The organism is Geodermatophilus sp. SYSU D00525, assembly GCF_054050475.1.
This window is the reverse complement of sequence record NZ_JBJGZK010000010.1, coordinates 119416-143792: the sequence shown is the minus strand read 5'-3', so window position 1 is coordinate 143792 and position 24377 is coordinate 119416. Positions and strand designations below refer to the sequence as shown.

At 76.3% G+C, this 24377-nt stretch carries 24 protein-coding genes; 11 read left to right on the top strand and 13 right to left on the bottom strand.

Annotation, left to right across the window (positions count from 1 at the left end):
• Positions 1–70: 70 nt before the first annotated feature.
• A complete protein-coding gene (locus ACI796_RS11385; protein ID WP_456941339.1) occupies positions 71–796 on the top strand; it encodes a phosphocholine cytidylyltransferase family protein in 726 nt (241 codons plus the stop codon).
• A 27-nt stretch (positions 797–823) separates the two neighbouring features.
• Here ACI796_RS11385 and ACI796_RS11380 read toward each other — a convergent pair whose 3' ends face one another.
• The 5 genes from ACI796_RS11380 to ACI796_RS11360 are packed head-to-tail and all read right to left on the bottom strand — an operon-like array spanning position 824 to position 5801.
• On the bottom strand, positions 824–1909 hold the full coding sequence (locus tag ACI796_RS11380) for a hypothetical protein (RefSeq protein WP_456941338.1): 1086 nt from the start codon (positions 1907–1909) through the stop codon (positions 824–826).
• The gene (locus ACI796_RS11375; protein ID WP_456941337.1) at positions 1906–2589 is read right to left on the bottom strand and encodes an SCO family protein; all 684 of its coding nucleotides are present in this window, start codon (positions 2587–2589) and stop codon (positions 1906–1908) included. The genes ACI796_RS11380 and ACI796_RS11375 overlap by 4 nt, the downstream gene beginning before the upstream one ends.
• Positions 2586–3329, bottom strand: a complete 744-nt coding sequence (locus tag ACI796_RS11370) for a YcnI family copper-binding membrane protein (RefSeq protein WP_456941336.1) — start codon at positions 3327–3329, stop codon at positions 2586–2588. Before ACI796_RS11370 ends, ACI796_RS11375 begins: the two co-directional genes overlap by 4 nt.
• A gap of 31 nt (positions 3330–3360) precedes the next feature.
• Positions 3361–5160, bottom strand: a complete 1800-nt coding sequence (locus ACI796_RS11365; RefSeq protein ID WP_456941335.1) for a copper resistance CopC/CopD family protein — start codon at positions 5158–5160, stop codon at positions 3361–3363.
• Positions 5157–5801, bottom strand: a complete 645-nt coding sequence (locus ACI796_RS11360; RefSeq protein ID WP_456941334.1) for a zf-HC2 domain-containing protein — start codon at positions 5799–5801, stop codon at positions 5157–5159. Before ACI796_RS11360 ends, ACI796_RS11365 begins: the two co-directional genes overlap by 4 nt.
• 68 nt (positions 5802–5869) lie before the next feature.
• Here ACI796_RS11360 and ACI796_RS11355 point away from each other — a divergent pair, with 68 nt between their 5' ends.
• From ACI796_RS11355 to ACI796_RS11340, 4 genes are all read left to right on the top strand, one after another.
• The gene (locus tag ACI796_RS11355) at positions 5870–6427 is read left to right on the top strand and encodes a sigma-70 family RNA polymerase sigma factor (protein ID WP_456941333.1); all 558 of its coding nucleotides are present in this window, start codon (positions 5870–5872) and stop codon (positions 6425–6427) included.
• A 106-nt stretch (positions 6428–6533) separates the two neighbouring features.
• Positions 6534–7151: a DUF47 domain-containing protein gene (locus tag ACI796_RS11350; RefSeq protein ID WP_456941332.1), complete on the top strand. Its 618-nt coding sequence runs from the start codon at positions 6534–6536 to the stop codon at positions 7149–7151.
• A 19-nt stretch (positions 7152–7170) separates the two neighbouring features.
• On the top strand, positions 7171–8172 hold the full coding sequence (locus ACI796_RS11345; RefSeq protein ID WP_456941331.1) for an anion permease: 1002 nt from the start codon (positions 7171–7173) through the stop codon (positions 8170–8172).
• A gap of 302 nt (positions 8173–8474) precedes the next feature.
• A complete protein-coding gene (locus ACI796_RS11340; RefSeq protein ID WP_456941330.1) occupies positions 8475–9479 on the top strand; it encodes a sulfite exporter TauE/SafE family protein in 1005 nt (334 codons plus the stop codon).
• A 55-nt stretch (positions 9480–9534) separates the two neighbouring features.
• On the opposite strand, the gene ACI796_RS11335 is transcribed toward ACI796_RS11340, so the two are convergent.
• Both ACI796_RS11335 and ACI796_RS11330 read right to left on the bottom strand, forming a co-directional pair.
• The gene (locus ACI796_RS11335; protein ID WP_456941329.1) at positions 9535–10512 is read right to left on the bottom strand and encodes an NAD-dependent epimerase/dehydratase family protein; all 978 of its coding nucleotides are present in this window, start codon (positions 10510–10512) and stop codon (positions 9535–9537) included.
• A 62-nt stretch (positions 10513–10574) separates the two neighbouring features.
• Positions 10575–11075, bottom strand: coding sequence for a DUF5994 family protein (locus ACI796_RS11330; RefSeq protein ID WP_456941328.1), 501 nt, complete (start codon positions 11073–11075; stop codon positions 10575–10577).
• A gap of 214 nt (positions 11076–11289) precedes the next feature.
• On the opposite strand from ACI796_RS11330, the gene ACI796_RS11325 reads away from it, so the two are divergent.
• Positions 11290–11757, top strand: a complete 468-nt coding sequence (locus tag ACI796_RS11325) for a YdeI/OmpD-associated family protein (RefSeq protein WP_456941327.1) — start codon at positions 11290–11292, stop codon at positions 11755–11757.
• Positions 11758–11830: 73 nt separating this feature from the next.
• Here the strand turns inward: ACI796_RS11325 and typA are convergent, their stop codons facing one another.
• The 3 genes from typA to ACI796_RS11310 form a co-directional block, all read right to left on the bottom strand.
• On the bottom strand, positions 11831–13720 hold the full coding sequence (gene typA, locus ACI796_RS11320; RefSeq protein ID WP_456941326.1) for a translational GTPase TypA: 1890 nt from the start codon (positions 13718–13720) through the stop codon (positions 11831–11833).
• A gap of 107 nt (positions 13721–13827) precedes the next feature.
• Positions 13828–14181 (bottom strand): hypothetical protein, encoded by a 354-nt coding sequence (locus ACI796_RS11315; protein WP_456941325.1) that lies wholly within the window; start codon positions 14179–14181, stop codon positions 13828–13830.
• Between the two features lie 67 nt (positions 14182–14248).
• The gene (locus tag ACI796_RS11310) at positions 14249–14812 is read right to left on the bottom strand and encodes a YceI family protein (RefSeq protein ID WP_456941324.1); all 564 of its coding nucleotides are present in this window, start codon (positions 14810–14812) and stop codon (positions 14249–14251) included.
• A 90-nt stretch (positions 14813–14902) separates the two neighbouring features.
• Between ACI796_RS11310 and ACI796_RS11305 the strand changes: the two genes are divergently transcribed.
• The 5 genes from ACI796_RS11305 to ACI796_RS11285 all read left to right on the top strand — a co-directional run bounded on the left by ACI796_RS11305 (position 14903) and on the right by ACI796_RS11285 (position 21191).
• Positions 14903–15409 carry a MarR family winged helix-turn-helix transcriptional regulator gene (locus tag ACI796_RS11305; protein ID WP_456941323.1) on the top strand — a complete coding sequence of 169 codons (507 nt, stop codon included), beginning with the start codon at positions 14903–14905 and terminating at the stop codon, positions 15407–15409.
• 149 nt (positions 15410–15558) lie between these two features.
• Positions 15559–16737 (top strand): sensor histidine kinase, encoded by a 1179-nt coding sequence (locus tag ACI796_RS11300; protein ID WP_456941322.1) that lies wholly within the window; start codon positions 15559–15561, stop codon positions 16735–16737.
• A 5-nt stretch (positions 16738–16742) separates the two neighbouring features.
• Positions 16743–17414, top strand: a complete 672-nt coding sequence (locus ACI796_RS11295; RefSeq protein WP_456941321.1) for a response regulator — start codon at positions 16743–16745, stop codon at positions 17412–17414.
• A gap of 531 nt (positions 17415–17945) precedes the next feature.
• On the top strand, positions 17946–18719 hold the full coding sequence (locus tag ACI796_RS11290) for an ABC transporter ATP-binding protein (protein ID WP_456941320.1): 774 nt from the start codon (positions 17946–17948) through the stop codon (positions 18717–18719).
• A 3-nt stretch (positions 18720–18722) separates the two neighbouring features.
• Positions 18723–21191, top strand: coding sequence for an FtsX-like permease family protein (locus ACI796_RS11285; RefSeq protein ID WP_456941319.1), 2469 nt, complete (start codon positions 18723–18725; stop codon positions 21189–21191).
• A gap of 75 nt (positions 21192–21266) precedes the next feature.
• Here ACI796_RS11285 and ACI796_RS11280 read toward each other — a convergent pair whose 3' ends face one another.
• From ACI796_RS11280 to ACI796_RS11270, 3 genes are read right to left on the bottom strand one after another with little or no spacing between them, the layout of a single operon-like run.
• Positions 21267–22151, bottom strand: coding sequence for an enoyl-CoA hydratase-related protein (locus tag ACI796_RS11280; protein ID WP_456941318.1), 885 nt, complete (start codon positions 22149–22151; stop codon positions 21267–21269).
• A complete protein-coding gene (locus tag ACI796_RS11275; protein ID WP_456941317.1) occupies positions 22148–23140 on the bottom strand; it encodes an acyl-CoA dehydrogenase family protein in 993 nt (330 codons plus the stop codon). The genes ACI796_RS11280 and ACI796_RS11275 overlap by 4 nt, the downstream gene beginning before the upstream one ends.
• Positions 23137–24354, bottom strand: coding sequence for an acyl-CoA dehydrogenase family protein (locus ACI796_RS11270; RefSeq protein WP_456941316.1), 1218 nt, complete (start codon positions 24352–24354; stop codon positions 23137–23139). The genes ACI796_RS11275 and ACI796_RS11270 overlap by 4 nt, the downstream gene beginning before the upstream one ends.
• Positions 24355–24377: the final 23 nt, after the last annotated feature.

The following is a 24377-nucleotide window of genomic DNA, read 5'->3' as shown; positions in this document are numbered from 1 at the left end:
GACCCGGGGACCCGGCCGTAGGACCGCAGCCGCCCGGCCGGCTGCCCGCCCGCAGCCGTTCCCGCCGCAGGTGGTCGTCCTGGCCGCCGGGATGGGCACCCGCCTGGGGCGCCCGCTGCCCAAGCCGCTGACCCCGCTGGTGGACGGCCGCAGCATCCTGCACCGCCAGCTGGACACGCTCGCGCAGGTCTTCGGGCCCGCCGTCGACGTCACCGCCGTCGTCGGCTTCCAGTGCGAGCTGCTCATGCAGGCCGCGCCGGACCTGCGCTTCGCCTACAACCCGCACTTCGCGCGGACCAACACCTCCAAGAGCCTGCTGCGCGGCCTGCGGACCACCCGCCAGGGCGGCGTGCTGTGGCTCAACGGCGACGTCGTGTTCGACGCCGCGGTGCTGGAGGCCGTGGTGCCCGCGCTGGAGGCCGACGAGAGCTTCGTGTGCGTCGACACCTCCACCGTCGCCGACGAGGAGGTCAAGTACACCCTCGACGGCGAGGGCTTCATCGCCGAGCTGTCCAAGACGGTGAAGGGCGGCCTGGGTGAGGCCGTGGGCATCAACCACGTCTCGTCCGCCGACAAGGCCGTGCTGGTCGAGCACCTCGACGCCTGCGGCGACCAGGACTACTTCGAGCGCGGCATGGAGACGGCGATCGTCGAGGCCGGCGTGCGGTTCCGTCCGGTGGACATCTCGCGGTGGGCCGCCGTCGAGGTCGACTTCGAGGCCGACCTGGACAGGGCCAACGCGATGCTCTCCGGCGACCGCCCGCACCTGCACCCGGTCCCCGACGGCACCGCCTAGCCGGAACGGCCCCGCGGCCCCGGCCGGTCAGGCGACCGGCTGGGGCTCCGGGGCGGGGTCCTGCGGGCGGGTGCGCTCCGGGTCGCGGAAGCGCCGGGCCGCGGCCAGCCCGCCGACGACGAGCCCGGCCCCACCCGCGACCAGGACGGCGACCGCCACCCGGGCGAGCGGCGCCGGGCCGCCGGTGGCCACGTGCGCGCTCCACAGCACGTCGACGTCGGGCAGGCCCTGCACCAGCAGCAGCCAGCCGAGCACGACCGCGCACAGCCCGGCCACGACCCCGCGACCGCGCCGGGCGGCGACCCAGCCGAGCGCGGCCACCAGCGCCGCGGTGACCGCGGGCAGCAGCGCGGACACCACCGCCGCCGCGTGCGAGGACACCGTCACCGGGGGCTCGGGCGTGCTCGCCGCGTGCCACAGCGCGGCGGCCCCGCCCGCGGCCAGCGCCCAGCCCAGCGGCCGCGGCGACCGGGCCAGCAGGCCGGCGGCCGCGACGGCGGCGGCCAGCGCCAGGTGCAGTCCCCAGGTGAGCGCCGTCGGCGGCGGCGGGCTCCAGGTGAGCACGCCGCGCACGGTCACCGCGGTGTCGCCGTGCCGCAGCGGGACGGTCCAGGCGAACACCGTCTGCGCGCGGTCCGGGTCGGCCGCGACCGCCGGGGGCAGCTGCTCCTCGCTCATCCAGTGCGTGCGGTGGTCGTGCCAGGTGTACTGCGGCTCGGTGGAGACGCGCACCCACTCCGGCTCGGCCCGCGGGTCGGCGTCCGCGGGCAGCGTGACCCGGCCGTAGCGGTCGAGGTTGATGTAGGTGGCCGGGCTGTGCGCGTTGCGCCAGACGCCGTCCGGGCCGATCCGCAGGTAGGGCTCGTCGGAGTAGCCCGGCACGGTCACCTCGGTGCCGGTGGTGTTCACCAGCTCCAGGGAGTCCCCGAACTCGAGCACCCGCACGCTCACGCCGGGCACCGGCGGCTGCACCGAGGTGACCCGGCCGTCGAAGTCGCTGCCCGCGACCTCCCCGCCGACGTGCGCCTGCGCCGGCCCGGCGAGGGCGAGGGCGGCCAGCACGCCGAGCACGACCACCAGCAGCCGCGCGCCGGCGGCGGCCGGGCGGCTCACGCGGCGTCGGCGACCGCGGCCAGGTCGCCGGCGATGTCCCGCGCGGTGTTGCCGGCGTCGAACGCGACGTGCGCCTGGTCGTCGGCGCCGTAGAGCAGCAGCAGCGAGCTGTGCAGCCGGCCGTCCTCCTCGGCCAGCGGCACGCCGGCCGACAGCTGCGCCTGGTCGATCGCGTCCTGGCCGCCGGTCAGCCCGACGAACTGCGTAGGCAGGTCGGCGTCGAACCGGTCCAGGTACTCCCCCAGCACCTGCGGGGTGTCGGTGGCCGGGTCGGTGGTCACGAACACCACCTGCACCTGCTCGGCCAGCGCCGGGTCGGTGTCGCGCAGGGCGAGGGCGACGTCGGCCATGGTCGTCGGGCAGATGTCGGGGCAGTTCGTGTAGCCGAAGAACAGCAGCGTCGGGCGGCCCGCCGTCACCGAGGCGAAGTCGTAGGACGCGCCGGTCTGGTCGGTCAGGGTGAACGAGGGCCGCTGGTAGGGGTCGGGCAGGTCGAGGCCGGCGTAGGTGTCGTCGGGCCCCTCCACCGTGGCGAGGGAGCCGCCCGTGTGGTCCCCGTCGGCATGGGAGTGGCCCTCGGCGGCCGCCGCCTGGTCCCCGTCGTCGGAGCCGCAGGCGGACAGCGCCAGGCCGGCGGCGAGGAGCAGCGCGGCGCTCCGGCCGCGTCCGGGAGCGGTCACGAGGACACGGTACGTCGGCCCGCGCGGTACCCGAGGACGACGCCCGCGACCCCGACGGCCAGCGCCAGGACGGCGAGGACCAGCGCGAGGACCGCCGGCGTGTCCGACGTCCCGCCGTCGGCCTGCTCGCCGGTGGCGGCCGCGGTGTCCGTGGCGGTCGTGTCACCGGTCCCGGCAGCGGTCCCGGAAGCGGTCAGCGTCAGGGTCGGCGCCGGGTTCTCCGGCTCCTCCTGGCCCTCGACGGTCGGCTCGATCCACGCCGACTCGGTGCCGTCGCTGTAGGTCTGCACGGTGGGGAACGACAGCGTGCCGGCGTCCGGGAACGGGCCACCGGACAGCGAGAACTCCTGGAACTGCCCGGGTGCGATCCCGCCGCCGGCGTCGGCGCGGAACTCGACCACCGACACGTAGCTGGTGATCTCCGTCCCGTGGTTGTCCACGGGCTCGGGGAGCTCGGAGGAGGTCGTGGTGACCGACCAGCCCGGCACCGGCAGGGTCCGCAGCGAGGCCAGTGCCTCGTCCTCCGGGATCGAGATGCGCACCGAGACGGTGCTCGCGGTGTCGCTCTCGTTGGGCACCCGGAAGGTCAGCTTCCCGTAGCCGCCGGGGGCGGCGTCGGCCGACGAGACCGTCACGTGCGCCGACGCGGTGGCGGCGACCACGACGGACGCGACCAGGGCGGTCAGCACGGCGGCCAGGACGACACCGGCACGGGCCAGCGGTCGCAGGATGAGGGACACGGTTCTCCTTCTGTCGGTCCGGGGAGGGGTCTCAGCGCACCGGGACGTCGGTGCTGGCGGTGGTGGCGGTGAACTCGTCGAGCCGGACGCTGACGGCGACGGTCCAGGTGCCGGCGCCCGGGATGGACATCCCGTCGGCCACCCAGTGGCCGGGGCCGGCGGGCTCGAGGTCGACGTCGAGCGGGCCGATCTCCTGCTCGGGCTCGGTGAGCGTCACGCGCAGGTCGGCCGGCTGGGCCAGCTGCCCGTCGTCGTCGAACAGGTAGAGGTGCAGCGTGTTGGCGCCCGGGCGGGCCGGGTCGATCGACAGCTGGACGCTGCCGGACTCCCCCGCCGACGACTGCAGCGGCAGGGTGACGTCGACCGGCTGGGCGGCCGCGGCGCGGGCCGGCGGGGTGCCCACCAGCACCGCGGACAGCACCAGCACGGCGGCGGCGACGGCGGCCTCGACCAGGATCGTGCGGCGCAGCGGCGCGACGTCCTCGACGGCGCCGCGGGCCTGCACGTCGGCACGGGCGCGGGCGGCCTCGGCGACCGCCGGCTCCCCGGCGCCGGGGGCGGCGAAGGCGTGCGCGGTCACCCGGCGGCGGCCGCCCGGCCGCGGCCGGGCGAGGCCCAGGTGCTGCTGCACCCACACCCGCGAGACGCCGGCGGCGGCCAGCAGCAGCAGGACCAGCGCGAGCTTGGCCAGCAGGACCCAGCCGTAGGTCGTGGAGACCAGCGCGGCCGGCGAGCCGACCTCGCGCACCGACTGGACGACGCCGGTGACCACCAGCGCGGCCACCGAGCCGGAGGCGATCCGCGACCACCGCGGCAGCGCCGCGGCCAGTTCCCCGGCCTCGACGCCGGGCCGCAGCAGCCCGGCCAGCAGCGCGGCCAGCCCGCCCAGCCACAGCGCCATGGCCGCGACGTGCACCGCGGTGACGGCGGTGGCGAACACCGGCACGCTGCCGGCCACCGGGTGCCCGACCGCCGCGGTGGTGAGGACGACCCCGGCGCCGAGGACGGCCGGGCCCACCGCCTCCGCCGGCCGCGGCGCGGCCCCCTGGCGCCACAGCGGCACCAGCAGCGCGGCGAGCAGCAAGGCGAGGGCGCCGCGGCCGAGCGTGGTGAGGCCGTAGGCCGAGGAGCCGGTGGCGGCCAGCAGCGCCGGGTCGACCAGCGACCCGAGCCCCGCCCCGGCCGTGTACGGGCCCTGCAGCAGGAAGGTCAGCACCGCGGCCCCCGCGACCGTCCCCAGCCCGGCCGTGGTCAGCCGCCGCATCCGGCGCGAGGCCCAGCCGGCGGGCCAGCACAACAGCAGGAACGCCGGGACCCCCAGACCCACGGCCTCGCCGGCGAACCCGAGGGAGCGCGCGGCCGGCAACGCGGCGGCCACGAGCGGGTCGGCGTCGGGGTCGGCGGCGACCGCCCCGGCGTCGGCCAGCGCCCCGTCGCCGACGACGAAGGCGTACGCCCCGCTCACCGGGTGCGAGTCGGCGGAGACCACCCGGTAGGTGACGACGTAGCTGGCGTCGGGCAGGTCACCGCGCAGCGGGATGGTCACCGTGTCGTCCTGCACCGACGCGGCGCCGGTGTCCACGCGCTCGCCGTCGTCGCCGAGGACGCGGGCGTAGCCGGCGCCCAGGGACACGCCCTCGGTGAAGCGCAGGGTGACCTGGCCGGGCACCGCGTCGAGGCGGGCGCCCTCCCCCGGGTCGGTGGAGACCAGCTCGGCGTGCGCGGCGGCGGGGCCGGCGGTGGCCACGCCGAGGCCCAGCCAGCCGGCGAGCAGCACGAGCAGCAGCAGGGCCGGCCGCGGCGAGCGGCGGGCCGGGACGGCGGGGGTCACGCGACCACCCGCCGGCCCGCGGCGGGCGCGGCCGCCCGCCGCGGCCGCTGCCGCCAGGCGACGACGGCGATGAGCACGACGCCGGCGAGCAGCAGCAGGTGCGCGGCGGCGCGGTCGGCGTGCACGTGCCCGGCCTGCAGGTCGCGCACCGTGGTGACGGTCAGCAGGACGGCGAAGGTGGCCAGGAACGGTAGCGCCCCCGCGGCCAGCCGGGGCGCGGCGGCGACGGCGAGGAAGGCGGCCGCGACAGCGAGGTTCCACGCGCCGGTCTCGTGCGCCACGTGCACCGGCGCGCTCATCGCCGCGGTGCCGGCGGACAGCGCCGGCCACGCCAGGCCGGCCTGCGCCACGCCCACGGCCAGCAGCGCCAGCCGCAGCGCCGACCGCACCAGCCGGGCGCGCGCGGCCGCCGCGGTGCCGGGCAGCTGCCGCGGCAGCGCGCCGAGGACGGCGGCGGTGAGGTCGGGCACCGGCGGCGCGGGGGCCAGCCGCGCCCGGCGGGTCACCGCCTCCGCGGCGTCGGCCCACCCGGCGCACGCGGGGCACGCGGCGAGGTGGCGGTCGAGGTCGGCGGCGGGCACGCCGAGCGGCTCGCCGTCGAGTCGTGCGGAGACCGCCTCGCGGAAGGGGGCACACTGCATGTCGTCGTAGTCGTCACGGAGGGCCCGTCCGGTTCCCGGGACCGGCCCGGATGTGACGGAGGGAACACGTGGACGAGCTCGCGCGGGTCGCGGCGGCCGCCGTCGACGGCGACCCCCTCGCCGCGGCGACCCTCGTGCGGTCCACCCAGTCCGACGTCTGGCGGCTGTGCGCCGCGCTCGGCGATCGGGACTCCGCCGACGACCTGACCCAGGAGACCTACGCCCGCGCCTTCGCCACGCTGCACCGCTTCGAGGGCCGCTCCTCGCTGCGGACGTGGCTGCTGGCCATCGCCCGGCGGGTCTGCGCCGACGCCGTCCGCTCGCGGCGCCGCCGGCGGCTCACCCTGGTCCGCGACGACGCCGACCTCGAGGCCCTCGGCCGCGGCGACGACGCCGACCGGGTGGGCGAGGGCGCCGCCGTCACCGACCTGCTGGGCCGGCTGGACCCCGACCGCCGGGAGGCCTTCGCGCTCACCCAACTGCTCGGGCTCTCCTACGCCGAGGCCGCCGAGGTGGCCGGCTGCCCGGTGGGGACCGTCCGCTCGCGGGTCGCCCGGGCCCGCGCCGACCTGGTCGAGGCGCTCGGCGGGAGTGCGCAGGAGGAGCCGGACGCGGCGCGCGGGTGAACCTGCGCTGAACCGTGGGTGAACGGGTACCTATGCTGCCCGACGGCCGTGCGACCGCTCATCCGCGGCGGGCGCCCTCCCGACACCCGCCGATCCGGAGCCCCTCGTGCCCTTCAGCCTGACCCCCAAGGACCAGAGCTTCTACACCCTGTTCAGCGACTCGGCGCAGAACCTGGTCGCGGCCACCGACGTCCTGGGCGAGTTCCTCCACGACCACGCCCGCCGGACCGAGCTCGCCGACCGGCTGCGCGACCTCGAGCACACCGGGGACCAGTCGACACACGCGATCTTCCGGCAGCTGAACTCCAGCTTCGTGACGCCGTTCGACCGCGAGGACATCTACAGCCTGGCCAGTCACCTCGATGACGTCATGGACTACGTCGAGGCCGCCGCCGACCTCGTCGTCCTCACCGGGCTGGGCACGCTGCCGGCCGAGATGAGCCAGCAGACGGCGCTGCTGCAGCGCGCCGCGGAGACCACCGCCGAGGCGATGCCGCGGCTGCAGACGATGAAGGGCCTCCCCGACTACTGGATCGAGGTCAACCGCATCGAGAACGAGGCCGACAAGCTCTACCGGCGGCTGCTGTCCCGGCTCTACAGCGGCGAGTTCGAGGCACTGGAGGTCCTCCGGCTCAAGGAGGTGGCCGACCAGCTCGAGGAGGCCGCCGACGCGTTCGAGAAGGTGGCCAACGTCGTCGAGTCCATCGCGGTCAAGGAGTCCTGAGCTCCGTGGACCTCTTCTGATGGACGCGGCCTTCGTCGCGCTGGTCGTCATCGTCGTCGTCGCCCTGGCCTTCGACTACACCAACGGGTTCCACGACGCCGCCAACGCCATCGCCGTCGCCGTCTCGACCAAGGCGCTGACGCCGCGGGTGGCGCTGGCGCTGGCGGCGGTGATGAACCTGGTCGGCGCCCTGCTGTCCACCGAGGTCGCCAAGACCGTCGGCGCCGGGATCATCGAGGCGCCGACCGGGACCGGCGGGCTGGAGATCGTCTTCGCCGCGCTGGTCGGCGCGATCGCCTGGAACCTGATCACCTGGTACTTCGGGCTGCCGTCGTCGTCCTCGCACGCGCTGATCGGCGGCCTGGTGGGCGCCGCGCTGGCCGCGGCCCACGACGTCCAGTGGCTGGGCGTCGTCGACAAGGTCGTCATCCCGATGGTCGTGTCGCCGCTGGTCGGCTTCGGCCTCGGCTACCTGTTCATGCTGGCCCTCCTGTGGACCTTCCGGAGCGCCAACGTCACCCGCGCCAACCGCGGGTTCCGCTACGCGCAGATCGTCAGCTCCGCGACCATGGCGCTCGGCCACGGCCTGCAGGACGCCCAGAAGACGATGGGGATCATCACGCTGGCGCTGTTCACCGCCGGGGAGATCGACGGCTTCGAGGTGCCGCTGTGGGTCGTGCTCGCCGCGGCCCTCGCGATCAGCGCGGGCACCTACGCCGGCGGGTTCCGCATCATGCGCACGATGGGCCGGCGGATCATCCAGCTCACCCCGGCCGGCGGCTTCGCCGCCCAGACCGTGGCCTCCGGCGTCATGGTAACGACGGCGACCGTGTTCGCCGTGCCGGTCTCGACCACCCACATCACGACGACGTCGATCATGGGTGTCGGGTCGACGCGGCGGCTGTCGGCGGTCCGCTGGGGCGTGGCCGGCAACATCGTCGTCGCGTGGATCGTCACCCTGCCGGCCGCCGGTGCGGTGGCCGCGCTGGCGTACTTCCTCACCGGCCTCGTCGTCGGCTGACGCCGCCGCTCCCCTGACCGGGGAGGTCACCCCGCGAGGCGCTCGCGGGGTGACCTCCGTCTCGTCGACCCCCCTGCTGGCATATCCCGATCGATCTGGTAGACATAGTCCTCGTGGCGGCGACGGCGGTGCTCCTGGTGGGGCGGATCCACGTCGACCTGCTGCGCGTCTGCACGGCCACCTGTCCGGGCCGCTGACGCCCGCGCCCTCCTGGGCGCCCCTCTCCTCGCACGACCCGCGTCGAGTCGCGCCCTGACGCGCGCCCGCGGCCCGTCTCCCAGCCGGACAGGAGCCCCACCCCCGTGAAGACCTTGATCGTGCTCGCCCTCGCCGGGCTGGGCGCCCAGCTCGTCGACGGCAGCCTGGGCATGGCCTACGGCGTCACCTCGACGACGCTGCTGCTCGCCTTCGGCACCAACCCCGCCGCCGCGTCGGCGACCGTGCACTTCGCCGAGATCGGCACCAGCCTGATGTCGGGCGTCGCCCACTGGAAGTTCGGCAACGTCGACTGGAAGGTGGTCGCCAAGGTCGGCGTCCCCGGCGCCGTCGGCGCCTTCGTCGGCGCGAACGTCCTCTCCAGCCTCTCCACCGAGGTCGCCGCCCCGGTGATGTCGCTCATCCTGCTGTCCCTGGGCGTCTACCTGCTCGTCCGCTTCACCCTGCGCGGCATCGACCGCCGCAACATCGGCCGGCCGGTGCGCAAGCGCTTCCTCGCCCCGCTCGGTCTGGTGGCCGGCTTCGTCGATGCCACCGGCGGTGGCGGCTGGGGCCCGGTCGGCACCCCGGCGCTGCTGGCCAGCGGCCGCATGGAGCCGCGCAAGGTCATCGGCTCGATCGACACCTCCGAGTTCCTCGTCGCGCTGGCCGCCAGCCTGGGCTTCCTCCTCGCGCTCGGGTCGCAGGGCATCGACTTCGTGTGGGCGCTGGGCCTGCTCGCCGGCGGCCTGGTCGCCGCGCCGATCGCCGCCTGGCTGGTCCGGCACGTGCCGCCGCGGCTGCTCGGCTCCCTGGTCGGCGGCATGATCATCCTGACCAACACCCGCACGCTGCTGCGGAGCGACTGGATCGACGCCTCCGACCCGGTCCGCTACTCGGTCTACGCGGTCATCTACCTGGTCTGGGCCGCCGCCGTCGCCCACTCCTTCCGCCAGTACCGCAAGGACCGCGTGCAGGAGTCGGCCGACGCCCTCGCCGCCGAGGCCGCCCTGCTGGCCGAGGAGGAGCACCTGCACACGCCGGACGCGGCGGACGCCGCGGACCTCGAGCGCAGCCTCCGCGCCGGCCGCCCCGCCGACCCGCGCGACTAGGGGCACCTCACGGGAGGCCCCGTCCGGCACCTGCTGGGCGGGGCCTCCCGTCGTCTCAGCGGCGGCCCAGCAGCGTCGCCTCGAGCTCCTCGGGGAGGCCGGGCTCGGGCAGGCCGTGCGGGGTGGGCAGCCGCTCGGGGTCCTGCTGCAGCCAGGCCCAGGTGTCGGCGACGGTCTCGCGCACCGGCCGGCTGGGCAGCCCCAGCGCCCGCGCGCGGGCCGTGTCGACGTCCCACGCCGTCGCCGCCGTCTCCCGCGGCAGCCAGAACGGCAGGTGCAGCCAGGGCTCGACGCCTGCGGCCAGCAGGTCCTCCTCCGGCACCGGGACGAGCTCCGCGTCGCTGCCGGTGACCTCCCGGCACGTCTCCAGCAGCCCGCCCAGGGTCGTCATCCCGGCCGGGCCGGTGGCGTTGACCGGACCGTCCTGCCCGCGCTCGGCCATCCCGACCAGCCAGCCGGCCAGGTCACGGACGTCGACCAGCGCGATCGGCTGCTCCAGCGCGTCGGGGACGACGACCCGGCCGCCGCGGGCGATCCGCGCCAGCCACCACGGCAGCCGGCGGACGTTGTCGTGCGGGCCGAGGACGAGGCCGGCGCGGGCGGTGAGGAACCGCCCCGGCAGCGCCGCGCCGAGCACCCGCTCGGCGTACGCCTTGTTCGGGCCGTAGTCGTCGTCGGGGGTGTCCCAGGTGGGGTCGTCCTCGCCGCGGACCGGGCCCGGCGGCCAGGTCGAGTAGGCGTTGAGGCTGCTGACGAACGCGTAGGCCCGCACGCCGGCCAGGGCGGCCGCGGCGTGGCCGGCGGCGGCGCGGGTCTGGCAGGAGGTGTCGACGACGGCCTCCGGCGTCCAGCCGTCCAGCGCGCGCGGGAGGGCGGCGGGGTCGTCGCGGTCGCCGTGCAGCGGGCGGACGCCGTCCGGCGGCGCCCCGGTGAGGCCGCGGCTGAACGTGGCCACCTCGTGGCCGCGGTCGAGGGCCGCCGTCGCCACGTGCCGGCCGAGGAAGTGGGTGCCGCCGAGGACGAGGAGTCGCACGGGCCCACCCCAGCCGAGGCGCTCCCCCGCCGTCCACCCGGTTCGCGGACGGCGGAAGCGCGCTACACCGCGCGGGTGACCACCGGAAGGTCGGGGACCTGCGGCAGCGGCTGGGAGCGGGCCGCGGCGAGCACCATCTGCGGCGAGCGCGGCAGGCCCCGCCGGGTGCACAGCCGCAGCGCGCGCACGCCGGTGATGACGTCGGTCTCCGGCGGGACGACCAGCAGGTCCGCCCGCCGGTTGCCGCCCGCCCAGCTCAGGCACACGACACCGGGGTCCATGCTGCGGAACCCGCCGGTGCGCACCACCCGGCCGTCGACGACGACCTTGCGCGGCGCCGGCAGCCACGAGTCCAGCGCGTAGGTGAAGCGCTCGACGCGCACGCCGCGGCGGTCGAGCGCGGCGATCAGCTCGGGCACCTCGACGGCGAGGTCGCGGGTCCGCGGGAACCAGGCCCCGTCGAAGGCGTTCTCCCCCGACCCGGCGTCGGCCCGCAGGCTCACGCGGACGTCGATGCCCCCGCGGAAGCCCCCCGTGGTCCCCGTCGCCTCCGTCGTCGTCATCAGCAGTCCCGCCTCCCGCTCAGCGCGCTGCGGACCCGCGTCCGGGCCCACCGGGCGACGGTAGGTCGGCGCACCGCGCGATCCCCGCGCGCCACGGGTGGGCCTGTCGCGCCCACACGGCTCGCCGTCACGCGAGGTCACGATGCCGTCACGAGGCATCCGCCCGGGCAGCGTCCCACGAAGCTCCCGTGAGGAACGTGCCGGAGGAGGCCCCATGACCCGCGAGTTCGTGTTCGACGGCGTCCTCGAGCCCCTGCCGTGGGGACGGAACGTCTACGTGGTCATCCGGGTCCCGGCCGGGCTGGAGGAGGCGGCCCGGGCGTGGCCGACCCGGCGGGTCGAGGGCCGCATCGACGACGTCGCGGTCAACCTGGGTCTGAACCGGGCCCAGCCGGCCGTGCTGGCCGACGCCTTCGTCTACGCGGGACCGGGCCTGCGGCGCCGGCTGGGGCTCGACCCCGGGGACGCGGCGGCGTGCCGGCTGCGCCCGGCCGGCCCCGACGCCGTCCTGGTCCCGGATGACGTGCGTACGGCGCTGGAGGACGGCGGGCGCCTGCCCGCCTTCGAGCGGCTGACGCCCGGCCGGCGCAGGCGACTGCTCACGCCCGTCGAGAACGCCGTCCGCGAGGCGACCCGCGCGCAGCGGATCGCCGCCCTCGTGCGGGAACTGGCGGCCGGATAGCACGGGAGCCCCCGCCCGGCGGACCGGACGGGGGCTCCCGAGGCGTGCACCTCCGCGGAAGTGCACGGGTGGCTCACGCCTTGGGCTTGCGGTTCTTCGCCTTGCCGCGCTCGTTCTGGTCGAGGATGACCTTGCGCACCCGGACGGCGGCCGGCGTCACCTCGACGCACTCGTCCTCGGCACAGAACTCCAGCGCCTGCTCGAGGTTGAGCACCTTCGGCGGCACCAGGCGCTCGAGCTCCTCCGCGGTCGAGGACCGCATGTTGGTGAGCTTCTTCTCCTTGGTGATGTTGACGTCCATGTCGTCGGGCCGGGAGTTCTCCCCGACGATCATGCCCTCGTACACCTCGGTGCCCGGGGCGACCATCATCTGGCCGCGCTCCTGCAGCGAGAACATCGCGTACGACGTCGCCACGCCCTGCCGGTCGGCGACCAGCGAGCCGGTCGGCCGGGCGCGCATGTCGCCCATCCAGGGCTCGTAGCCCTCGAGGTTGTGGTTGAGGACGCCGGTGCCGCGGGTCTCGGTGAGGAACTCGGTGCGGAACCCGATGAGGCCGCGCGAGGGGACGACGTACTCCATCCGCGCCCAGCCGGTGTCGTGGTGCACCAGGTTCTCCATGCGCCCGCGGCGGGAGGCCAGCGCCTGGGTCAGCGTGCCGACGTACTCGCCCGGGGTGTCGATGGTGACCCGCTCGACCGGCTCGTGCAGCTTGCCGTCGATCTCCTTGGTGACCACCTGCGGTCGGCCGACGGTGAGCTCGAACTCCTCGCGGCGCAGCTGCTCGACGAGGATGGCCAGCGCCAGCTCGCCGCGGCCCTGCATCTCCCAGGTGTCGGGGCGCTCGGTGGGCAGCATGCGCACCGACACGTTGCCGACCAGCTCCTGGTCGAGGCGGTTCTTGATCAGCCGGGCGGTGAGCTTCTTGCCGCTCTTGCCCGAGATCGGCGAGGTGTTGATGCCGATGGTGATCGAGATCGACGGCTCGTCGACGGTCAGCGGCGGCAGCGGGCGCGGGTCGTTCGGGTCGGCGAGGGTGTCGCCGATCATGACGTCCTCGATGCCGGCGATGGCGACCAGGTCGCCGGAGCCGGCGCTGTCGGCCGGGGTGCGGGTGAGGCCCTCGGTGACCAGCAGCTCGGTGATCTTGACGTTCTTGACGCTGCCGTCGGTGCGGCACCAGGCGACGGTCTGGCCGTTCTTCATCGTGCCGGAGTGGATGCGCAGCAGCGCCAGCCGGCCGAGGTAGGGCGAGGCATCGAGGTTGGTGACCTGCGCGCGCAGCGGCTCCTCGGCGTCGTAGGTCGGCGCCGGGATGGTCTCCAGCAGCGTCGTGACCAGCGGCGCGAGGTCGGGGCTGTCCGGCGAGGTGCCGTCGGCAGGACGGGTGAGCGACGCCCGCCCCTCCTTGCCGTTGCAGTAGACGATCGGGAACTCGAGGGCGTCGGTGTCCAGGCCGTTGTCCTCGAGCAGCTCCATGAACAGCTCGTAGGTCTCGTCGACGACCTCGGCGATGCGCGCGTCGGACCGGTCGGTCTTGTTGACCACGAGGATGACCGGCATCCCCTTGCCGAGCGCCTTGCGGAGCACGAAGCGGGTCTGCGGCAGCGGACCCTCGGAGGAGTCCACGAGCAGCACGACGCCGTCGACCATCGACAGGCCGCGCTCGACCTCGCCACCGAAGTCGGCGTGGCCGGGGGTGTCGACGATGTTCACCGTCACCGGGTTGCCGTTCTCGTCGGCCAGCCGGATGGCGGTGTTCTTGGCCAGGATGGTGATGCCGCGCTCGCGCTCGAGGTCCATCGAGTCCATGACGCGGTCCTGCGTCGTGTCGGCGTCGGTGCCCTCGCCCTTGGCGCGGCCGAGTGCACCGGCCTGGCGGAGGAGGGCGTCGACCAGGGTGGTCTTGCCGTGGTCGACGTGGGCGATGATCGCCACGTTGCGCAGGTCGTCGCGGGTGGGCATGCGGAAGGGCACCTCGGGGAGAGTCAGGGGGATCCCGCGGCGGCAGCGCTCGCGGTGCTCCGTACAACGGCCGCCGGGGTCGCGACCTTCCCACCCAGCTTAGGGGCTCAGCGCGCGGTGACCTGCGCCTGCGGCCGGTCCGCCACCGCGTACGTCACTCCTGCGGCGGCGATCGTGACCAGACTCACCGCCAGCCAGGCCGGCAGGCCGGCACCGAGGGCCAGCACGTGCGCCAGGACGAACGCGCCGACGTAGAGCGCGCCGAGGCCGAGGGCGACCGCCACGCCGCGGCGCTGCACCCACAGCCAGGCCGCGCCCAGCCCGCCGGCGAGGAACACCGCCCCGCCCAGGGCCCGGATGCCGGTGCCCTGCGCGACGCCGAAGCCGGCCGCCAGCCCGGCGGCGACGAGGACGGCGGAGGACAGCCGGGTGCGGGCGCGGGTGAGCACGGACGTCGTCATGACCCCAGTGTCCCCGGACGCGCGAGGGCCCCGGACGCAGCGCACGTCCGGGGCCCTCGCGAGTGGATCAGGCGGTGCGGAGCACGGCCTCGATCTCGAGCTCGACGTCGATCTTGTCGCCGACGACGACGCCGCCGCCGTCCATCGGCAGGTCGATGTCGACGCCGAAGGCCTTGCGGGAGATGGAGGTCTTGGCGCTGAAGCCGGCGCGGTAGCCGCCGTAGGCGTCGGGGCCGAAGCCGTTGAGCTCGAGGGCCAGCGTGACCGGCTTGGTGATGCCCTTGATGGTCAGGTCGCCCTGGACGGTCCAGTCCTCGCCGTCGGCGACGACGCCGGTCGAGCGGAAGGTCATGACCGTGTGGTTGCCGACGTCGAAGAAGTCGGCAGAGCGGATGTGCGCGTCGCGCTGCTCCTGGCGGGTGTCGATCGAGTCCATGTCGACGGTGGCGTTCACCGAGGAGGCGGCCGGGTCCTCGGCGGTGACGATCTCGCCCGAGAACTCCGTGAAGTAGCCGCGGACCTTGCTCACCATCATGTGGCGGACGGAGAAGCCGACGGTGGAGTGGGTGGCATCGATGTCCCAGGTGCCGGCGACGTAGCCGGGGATCTGGACGGCGGTGGTGCTGGTCATGGGAGGGACCTCTCGGTGGTTGAGCGTTTGAGCTTCCGCGCCTCGTAGCGTAGTTGAGCGCTTGACTATTCCGCCAGTACCCTGACGGACATGACGACACAGGTGTCACCCGGAGCGGGGGCTGCCGCCGGGCCGCCCACCGGGGAGCCGCGCTGGCTCGACGCCGAGGAGCAGAAGGCCTGGCGGGCCTGGCTCTACAGCACCCAGCTGCTCAACGACCGGCTCGACCGCGAGCTCATGCGGGCGACCGGCATCCCGCACGCCTACTACGAGATCCTCGTCCAGCTGTCGGAGACGCCCGGCCGGCAGATGCGGATGAGCGAGCTGGCCGACCGCTGCCTGTCCTCCCGCAGCCGGCTGTCGCACGCGGTGTCCCGGCTCGAGGAACGCGGCTGGGTGCGCCGCCAGGTCTGCGCCGAGGACGGGCGCGGGCTGCTCGCCGTCCTCACCGACGAGGGGTTCGCGGCCCTGGAGGGCGCCGCGCCGATCCACGTCGAGGGCGTGCGCACCCACCTGTTCGACCAGCTGACCCCCGAGCAGGTCGCGGCGATGCGCGACATCGGCGAGACCCTGCTGCGGCACCTCGACCCCGAGTAGCCGGAGGACCCCCTGCCCCCACCGCTCGCACGCTCGCGGCGGGCCGCTGCAGGGGGCCGTGAGTACGGGCCTCATGCCATGGCAGGACCGGCGGGTCCTCCCCCGGGTGGACGACGCGGCGTGCGGTGCTGCCTAGATTCGGGGCCGACATGGACGGCCCCCTGCTCGAGCGCGTGACGGCGGAGCTGCGCGCCCGGCCGTTCACCGTCGACGTCACCCTCACGATCGCCCTGGCGCTCGTGCCCCTCGTGACGTTCAGCGGCTCCCCCGGCGAGGGCCCGGCGTTCGTCGTCAGCCTCCTGCTGCTGGCCCCGCTGGCCTGGCGCCGCCGGGCCCCGGTCCCGGCCGCCGCCGCGGTGACCGCCGCCGGGCTGGTCGAGCTGGCCACCGTCGACGTGTTCCTGCCGGCCAACGTCGCCGCGCTGGTCCTGGTGCACGCCCTCTCCGCCTACGGCCCGTCCTGGGCCGGCCGCGCCGGGCTGGTCCTCGGGCTCGTCGGTGCCGTCCTGGCGGCGCTGCGCTACTACTCGTGGGACTCCGCCGAGGCGCTCGTGTCCGCCGCGGGCGCGATCGCGGTGTCGGTGGTCGCGGCGTGGGCCCTGGGCCGGCTGCGCCGCTCCCGGCTCGGCGAGGTGGCCGGGCTCGCCGAGCGCGCCCGCCTGCTGGAGGTCGAGCGCGACCAGGAGATGCGGCTGGCCGCCGGCGCCGAGCGGGCCCGGATCGCCCGCGAGATGCACGACGTCGTGGCGCACTCCCTGTCGGTGGTCATCGCCCAGGCCGACGGCGGCCGCTACGCCGGGCGCACCGACCCCGAGGCGGCCACCGGCGCGCTCGAGGCGATCGCCGCCACCGGCCGCCAGGCGCTCACCGACATGCGCGCCCTGCTCGGGGTCCTGCGGGAGGACCGGCGCGAGGAGTACGCGCCGCAGCCCGACGTCGCCGCCGTCCCGGCCCTCGTCGACGACGTCCGGGCCAGCGGGCTCGACGTCGACCTGCTGGTGGAGGGCGAGCCGCGGCCGATGGCGGCCGGTCCGCAGCTGGCCGCCTACCGGATCGTGCAGGAGTCGCTGACCAACGTGCTCAAGCACGCCGGGCCCAGCGGGCGGGCGTGGGTGCGGCTGCACTGGCGCCCGGACTCCCTCGAGCTGTCGGTGCTCGACGACGGCCGCGGCGCCGCAGCGGCGGTGGCCGAGGGCGACGGGCACGGGCAGGGGTTGCGCGGCATGCACGAGCGGGCGCAGCTGCACCGCGGGCGGCTGGAGGCCGGCCCGCGCGCCGGCGGCGGCTGGCGGGTGTACGCGGTCCTGCCGCTCGGGGGCGCGCGGTGATCCGGGTGGTGCTGGTCGACGACCAGCAGATGGTCCGCGCCGGGTTCCGCATGGTCATCGACTCCCAGCCCGACCTGACCGTCGTCGGCGAGGCCGGCGACGGCGCCGCCGCGGTCGGGCTGCTGCGGGCCACGGCGGCCGACGTCGTGCTCATGGACGTCCGCATGCCCGGCACCGACGGCATCGAGGCGACCCGGCAGGTGACCGCGCTGCCCGACCCGCCGCGGGTGGTCGTGCTGACCACCTTCGACCTGGACGAGTACGTCGTCGCCGCGATCGGCGCCGGGGCCAGCGGCTTCCTGCTCAAGGACGCGCCGCCGGAGGAGATGCTCGACGCCGTCCGCACGGTGCACGCCGGCGACTCGGTGATCGCGGCCAGCTCCACCCGGCGGCTGCTGCAGCACGTGGCGCCGATGCTGCGCGGGGCCGGCTCGACCCCCGCGCCGGCGGGGGAGCTGGCCGAGCTCACGCCGCGCGAGCGCGAGGTCCTCGTGCAGATGGCGCTCGGCGCCACCAACACCGAGATCGCGCAGCGGCTGTTCGTCAGCGAGGCGACGGTGAAGACGCACGTCGGGCGGGTGCTGGCGAAGACCGGCTCGCGCGACCGCGTGCAGGCCGTCGTCCTCGCCTACCGGACGGGGCTGGTCTCCCCCGCCGACCTGCTCCGCGACGCCTGAGCGGCAGGGATGGCATTCCTGCCGCCCGAGGGCCCACAGGGCCAGGCCGAGGACGAGCCCGACGACCGCACCGCCGCCGAAGACCGCCGCCGCCCTGCGACGCCACCACGCCGCCGGCGCGGCGCCCGCCAGCGGGATCCCCGTGGCGGTCGCGGCCAGGACGAGGGCGTCGTCCTGCGCCTCCGCGGGTGAGTACGCGGGGGTGGTGAACGGCCAGAGGAAGGAGGTGTCCGAGAGCCGGTCGGTCAGGTGACCGGCCGCCGCCCACCCGGTGTGCCAGCCGGCGACCGCCCGGACCAGCACGACGAGCAGCAGCAGCGGCGTCGACCACCGCGGGGGCACGCGCCGGGTGGCGGACGCCTCCGCCGTGCCGGTCATCCGCCCACCCCGTGTCCGACCGGAGGATGACACGCCCTCCGCCCGCGGGCGCACCGGCGCGGCCGCGGGAACCGGCCCCCGCTCCGACGCGGGGGGACGGCCACGACGGCGAGGGTCTGCGGCGTCCCCAGAAGCGATCCGCGGAGGTCCCCCGTGTCCGTCCCCGTCCTGACCGTCCCCGGCGAGCCGCCGGCGCCGGTGTCGTCCGCCGCCGTCCGCGCCACCGGCCTGACCAAGGTGTACGGCTCCGGTGAGACCGCCGTGCGCGCGCTGGACGGCGTCGACGTCGCCTTCGCGCGCGGTGAGTTCACGGCGATCATGGGCCCGTCCGGTTCGGGCAAGTCGACGCTCATGCACTGCCTCGCCGGCCTGGACACCGCCACCTCCGGCCGGGTCTTCCTCGGCGACACCGAGCTGACCCGCCTGCGCGACGACGAGCTGACCCGGCTGCGCCGCGACCGCCTCGGCTTCGTCTTCCAGGCGTTCAACCTGTTGCCGGTGCTCGACGCGCGGGAGAACGTCGTGCTGCCGATGCAGCTGGCCGGCCGCCGCCCCGACCCGGCCTGGTTCGACGCCGTGATCGCCCGGCTCGGCCTGCGCGAGCGGCTGCGGCACCGCCCGCCGGAGCTCTCCGGCGGCCAGCAGCAGCGCGTGGCCATCGCCCGGGCGCTGCTCCCCCGCCCCGACGTCGTCTTCGCCGACGAGCCCACCGGCAACCTCGACTCCCGCGCCGGCGCGGAGGTGCTCGCCCTGCTGCGCAGCAGCGTCCGCGAGACCGGCCAGACCGTCGTCATGGTCACCCACGACCCGACCGCGGCCTCCTACGCCGACCGCGTCGTCCTCCTGGCCGACGGCCGCCCGGCCGGCGAGGTCGAGCGGCCCACCGCCGCGTCCGTGCTCGAGGCGCTGCGCGGGCTCGGGGGCTGACCGGTGCTGTCCACCACGCTGGCGAGCCTGCGCGCGCACCTGCCGCGGCTGGTCGCCGCCACCCTCGCCGTCGTCATCGCGGTCGCCTTCGTCGTCGCGACCCTGGTCCTCAACGAGACCTCCCGCGCCACGCTGCTGCGCGCCGCGGGCGCCGAGTACGTCGGCACCGACGTCGTCGTCACCACCACCGACGGCTCCTCGCTGGCCGGGGCGGCCGGTGCCGTCGCGGCCGTGCCCGGCGTCCGCGCCGTCGACCCGACCACGTCCGCGGACGTGCAGGCCCGCTTCCCCGGCCGGTCCGAGGCGTACCTGCAGGTGCAGTCGGTCGCCGCAGACCCCGCGCTGCGCTGGCAGCGGGTCACCGACGGCGCGCTCCCCGACCGGCCGGGCGAGATCGCGGTCGCGACGACGACCGGGGCGGCCGTGGGCGACGTCGTGGCCGTCACCGTGTACGACCCCGTCACCGGCGAGGTGGTCACGACCGCCGCGGCCACCGTCACCGGCCGGGTCGACCTCCGCGGCGACCCGAGCGCCGGGCTGTTCGCGCGCGCCTTCGCCGTCCCGGACCAGGTGGCGGCCTGGGGCGCCGCCGAGCCGACCGAGCTGCGGGTCGCCGGCGGGCCGGGCACCGACCCGGAGGCGCTGGCCGCGTCCCTGGCGCCCGCACTGGGCTTCGCGGCGGTGGAGGTCCGCACCGGCGAGCAGGCCGCCGAGGACGCCGTCGCCGACGTCACCGGCAACCGGCTGGCCCTCGCCGCCGTGCTGCTCGTGTTCGCCACCGTCGCGGTCCTGGTGGCCGGCCTGGTCATCGCCAACACGCTGGCCGTCCTGGTCGCCCAGCGCACCCGCGACCTGGCGCTGCTGCGCTGCGTGGGCGCCACCTCCCGGCAGGTGCGGCGCGGCGTCCTGGCCGAGGCCGCCGCCACCGGCCTGGCCGCCTCGGCGCTCGGGGTCGGCGCCGGCGTGGGGCTCGCCGCGCTCGTCTCGGCGCTGGTCGGCACCGACTCGCCGCTGCCGCTGGAGGGCGTCACGGTGCCGCTGTACGCGGTCGGTGCCGGGCTGGCGGTCGGCACGCTGACCACCCTGCTCGCGGCGCTGGGCCCGGCCCGCGCGGCGACCCGCGTGGCGCCGCTGGCCGCGCTGCGGCCGCAGGACCCCGCGCCGCTGCGCAGCCGGGGCGGCCGGCTCCGGTTCACCGCCGGGCTGCTGCTCGTGCTCGGCGGCGCCGCGCTCATGGCGCTGGGCGTCCTGCAGGTGACCGTGTACGCCGCGCTGGCCGGCGGCGTGGCGAGCTTCCTCGGCGTCGTGCTGCTCGCCCAGCGGGCGGTGCCGCCGGTGGTGGCCGCGGCCGGCCGGGCCCTGGGCCGCCTCGGCGGGGTGCCCGGCCGGATGGCCGCGGGCAACGCCTCGCGCAACCCGCGGCGGACGGCGGCGACCGCGACCGCGCTGCTCATCGGGGTCACGCTGACCACCGCGATGGTCGTCGGCGCGGCGTCCACCCGGGCCACCGCGCAGGCGGGACTGGACGCCGCGTACCCCGCCGACGTCGAGATCGGCGCGTACGCCGAGCTGCCGGGGTCGCTGCTGCCGCGGCTGCAGGAGGTCGACGGCGTGGCGGGCGGGACGGCCCTGCTCGGCGCGGACGTGACCGCGCCGGACGGGCAGCCGCTGTGGGTGCAGGGCGTCGACCCCGCCACGGCCGCGCCGGTGCTGCGCAGCACCGCGGGCCTGACGCTGCCCGCGTTGGGCGAGGCGGTGCTGCCGCAGTGGGCCGCCGACACCCACGGCCTGCGCGCCGGGGACACGCTGACGCTGCGCGCCGGCGACCGCACCCGGGCGCTCACGGTCGTCCTCGGCGCGGGCGACGCCGGGACGCCGCTGGTCACGGCCGCGGACCTGCACGCCCTGGTGCCCGGCGCGGCGCCCGCGACGCTGTGGCTGCGGCTCGACGACGGCGCCGGCCAGCGGGCCGCGATCGACGAGGTCACCGAGCTGACCGGCGCGGCGGCCCCGGACGCCTACGTCACCGGCCTGGCGAGCGAGCGCGCCGCGATCGACTCGGTGCTCGACGTGCTGCTGCTGGTGGTCACCGGTCTGCTCGGGGTCGCGGTGCTCATCGCGCTGATCGGCGTCGGCAACACGCTGGCGCTGTCGGTGGTCGAGCGGCGGCAGGAGAACGGCCTGCTGCGGGCGCTCGGGCTGACCCGCGGCCAGCTGCGCGCGCTGCTGGCCTGGGAGGCGGTGCTGGTCGCCGGCGTCGCCGCGGTGCTCGGCGTGCTGCTCGGCGGCGGCTACGGGCTGATCGGGACGGCATCGGTGCTCGGCGGGCAGGACGAGGTGCTGCTCGACGTCCCGTGGCTGCAGGTCGGCGGGATCGTCGTCGTCGCGGCCCTCGCCGGGCTGCTGTCCTCGGTGCTGCCCGCCCGCCGCGCGGCCCGCACCGCCCCCGTCGCCGCCATCGCGGCGGTCTAGTCCGCGATCACGGCGCCGTGACCATCCGCGGAGGTGCGGAGGTGGTCATGGCGCCGTGATCGCGGGGACCTGGCGCTAGGGGCGGACGTCGTCCGGTGGTGCGGGCCAGGGCGGGACGCCGGCCGGCAGCCCCTCCCCCAACGGCGTGGCGAACGCCGGCGGGCGCTTGGCGAGGAAGGCGGCCACGCCCTCGGCGGCGTCGGGACCGGGGCCGAGCTCGGCCAGCGCCCGCGACTCGAGCCGGTGCGCGTCCCAGGGCGAGGGCGCCCCGAGCATCGACCACAGCATCTGCCGGGCCGCGGCGACCGCCACCCCGGAGGTGTTGTCGGCGATCTCGCGGGCCAGGTCGAGCGCGGTGGGCAGCAGGTCGGCGTCGGGGACCACCCGGCTGACCAGCCGGCCGCGCAGCGCCTCGTCGGCACCGAAGACCCGGCCGGTGGCCACCCACTCCACCGCCTGGCTGATCCCGACCACCCGCGGCAGGAACCACGTCGACGCCGCCTCCGGCGTGATGCCGCGGCGGGCGAAGACGAAGCCGAACCGGGCGGACGCCGCGGCGATCCGCACGTCCATCGGCAGCACCATCGTCGCGCCGATGCCGACCGCCGGGCCGTTGACCGCGGCGATCACCGGCTTGCGCAGCGCGGCGAACGGCAGCGACGCGACGCCGCCCCAGTCCCGCGCGACGCCGTCGACGGTCCCCTGCACCGGCGGGCCCCCGCCGCGGTCGCGGTCGGCGAAGGTCCCCGAGCCCGCGCCCAGGTCGGCGCCGGCGCAGAACGCCCGCCCCTCCCCCGTGACGACGACGACCCGCACCGCCTCGTCGGCGTCGGCGGCCGCCGCGGCGCGGCCGAGCTCGGCGGCCATCCCCGGCGTGAAGGCGTTGAGCCGGTCGGGCCGGGACAGCGTGATGGTGGCGACGCGGTCGGCGACCTCGTACCGGAGCTGCTCGAACGTCATCCCAGGGCGCCGGCCTCGGCGAGCCGGGCCACGGTGTCCAGGTGCTCGGCGGCGTCCCCGAGCAGCAGCCGGTCCACCTTGGCGCGGCGCCAGTACAGGTGCGCGTCGTGCTCCCAGGTGAACCCGGTGCCGCCGTGGACCTGGATCGCCGTCTCGGTGGCCCGCTCGGCGACCTCGGCGGCGTAGGCCTTGGCGGCGGCCGCGGCCAGCGGCAGCTCGGCCGGCGAGGAGTCGGCCGCCCACGCCGCCCACCACACCAGCGAGCGCAGCTGGTCCACACCCACCCACGCGTCGACCAGCATGTGCTTGACCGCCTGGTAGGAGCCGATGACCCGGCCGAAGGCCTCCCGCTGGCGGGCGTACTCCACGCCCATCAGCACCGCGCGGTCGGCCGCGCCGAGGTCCTCGGCCGCGAGGACCACCGCGCCCACCTGGCGGGCCCGCGCCCACAGCTGCCCGGCGTCCTCGGCGAGCACCCGGCGGGAGGTCATCCGCACCGAGGCCAGCCCGCGGGTGGCGTCCATCGGCCGGCCGGGGGTCACCTCGCCCTCGCCGACGACGAGCGCGCCGCCGTCCAGGCCGAGGAACAGCGTGGCGTCGGCGGCGTCCAGCGACGGCGCCGAGCCGGTGACCGGCCCGTCGAGGACGGCGAGCGCGGCCGACCCGTCGGCCAGCTGCGCGGCGAGGTCGGGTGCGGACTCCAGCAGCACCGCGGCGCGCGCCGCGGTGACCAGCGAGGGCCCGGCCAGCACGGCGCCCGCCTGCTCGGCGACGACGGCGAGGTCGAGCACGCTCCCGCCGGCGCCGCCCGCGGACTCCGGCACCGTGATGCCGAGGAAGCCGATGTCGGCCAGCGCCTTGCGCCCCGGGCCGGGGACGCCGGCGCCCTCGAGCGCCGCGCGGGCGGCGGCCGGGGTGACCGAGCCGGTGAAGAACTCGCGCGCACCGGCGGCGGCCGCCCGCTGGTCGTCGGACAGGTCGAAGTTCACCGGGCACCTCCGGAGAACGGCGCGGTCTTGTCGGTGCGGGGTTCCGGCGGCAGGCCGAGCACCCGCTCGCCGAGGATGTTGCGCAGCACCTGGTCGGTGCCGCCGGCGATCGCGATGCCCGGCACGTAGGCCTGCGCCCGCTGCCAGGTGTCGTCGCCGTCGGCGGTGGCGCCGTACACGGCGTCGTCGCCGAGCAGCCGGACGCCGGCGTCGGCGACCAGCCGGGCCGCGGCCGTGCCGCCGAGCTTGCCGGCGCTGGCCTCCGGGCCGGGCACGCCGCCCTGGGACAGCGTGGTGAACCGGCGGTAGCCGGTGTAGCGGGCGGCCAGCGAGGCGACCAGCGCCCGCCCGACCGCCTGCCGGGCCAGCGCCTGCCGCTGCGGGTCGAGCGCGGGCAGCCGGTCGCGGGCGTGCGCGGCCAGCGACTCCGGCGCCGGGCCGATGTCGCTGCCGGCGCCGCCGATCGCGACCCGCTCGTTCATCAGCGTGGTGAGCGCGACCCGCCAGCCCTCGCCGGGCTCGCCGAGCCGCTCGGAGTCGGGGATGCGGACGTCGTCGAAGAACACCTCGTTGAAGTCCGCGCCACCGCTCATCTGGCGCAGCGGCCGGACGGTCACGCCCGGGGCGCGCATGTCGACGACGAACATCGTCAGCCCGGCGTGCTTGGGCCGGGCCGGGTCGGTGCGGGTGAGGAGGATGCCGAGGTCGGCGACGTGCGCGAGCGTCGTCCACACCTTCTGGCCGTTGACCACCCAGTCCTCGCCGTCGCGGACGGCCGAGGTGCGCAGCGCCGCGAGGTCCGAGCCGGAGCCCGGCTCGCTGAACAGCTGGCACCAGACGTCGTCGGCGCGCAGCAGCCGGGCCAGGTAGCGGGACCGCTGGTCGTCACTGCCGTGCGCGATGACCGTGGGCCCGCACATGCCGATGCCGATGTGGTTGACCAGCGTGGGGACCCGGGCGCGGGCGAGCTCCTGGGCCACGATCGCCTGCTGCACCAGCGTGCCGCCCTGCCCGCCGTACTCCCGCGGCCACGTGACGCCGACCAGCCCCGCCTCGGCCAGCACCCGCTGGGTGGCCCGCAGCTCCGCCTCGCGGGAGCGCGCGTCGACCGGCTCCCCCGGGGAGACGTGCAGCAGCTCGGACGCGTGCTCGTCGAGCACGGTGCGGACGTGCGCCCGGTAGGACGCCTCCTCGGGGGTGTCGTCGAAGTCCACCCGGTCCCTCCTCGTCGTCGAGC

Bases quoted from the DNA above. Each gene is read 5' to 3' on its own strand.
- ACI796_RS11360 (WP_456941334.1), bottom strand. From the start codon at position 5,801: ATGCAGTGTGCCCCCTTCCGCGAGGCGGTCTCCGCACGACTCGACGGC.
- ACI796_RS11345 (WP_456941331.1), top strand. From the start codon at position 7,171: ATGGACGCGGCCTTCGTCGCGCTGGTCGTCATCGTCGTCGTCGCCCTG.
- ACI796_RS11330 (WP_456941328.1), bottom strand. From the start codon at position 11,075: ATGACGACGACGGAGGCGACGGGGACCACGGGGGGCTTCCGCGGGGGC.
- ACI796_RS11325 (WP_456941327.1), top strand. From the start codon at position 11,290: ATGACCCGCGAGTTCGTGTTCGACGGCGTCCTCGAGCCCCTGCCGTGG.
- typA (WP_456941326.1), bottom strand. From the start codon at position 13,720: ATGCCCACCCGCGACGACCTGCGCAACGTGGCGATCATCGCCCACGTC.
- ACI796_RS11315 (WP_456941325.1), bottom strand. From the start codon at position 14,181: ATGACGACGTCCGTGCTCACCCGCGCCCGCACCCGGCTGTCCTCCGCC.
- ACI796_RS11310 (WP_456941324.1), bottom strand. From the start codon at position 14,812: ATGACCAGCACCACCGCCGTCCAGATCCCCGGCTACGTCGCCGGCACC.
- ACI796_RS11305 (WP_456941323.1), top strand. From the start codon at position 14,903: ATGACGACACAGGTGTCACCCGGAGCGGGGGCTGCCGCCGGGCCGCCC.
- ACI796_RS11300 (WP_456941322.1), top strand. From the start codon at position 15,559: ATGGACGGCCCCCTGCTCGAGCGCGTGACGGCGGAGCTGCGCGCCCGG.
- ACI796_RS11280 (WP_456941318.1), bottom strand. From the start codon at position 22,151: ATGACGTTCGAGCAGCTCCGGTACGAGGTCGCCGACCGCGTCGCCACC.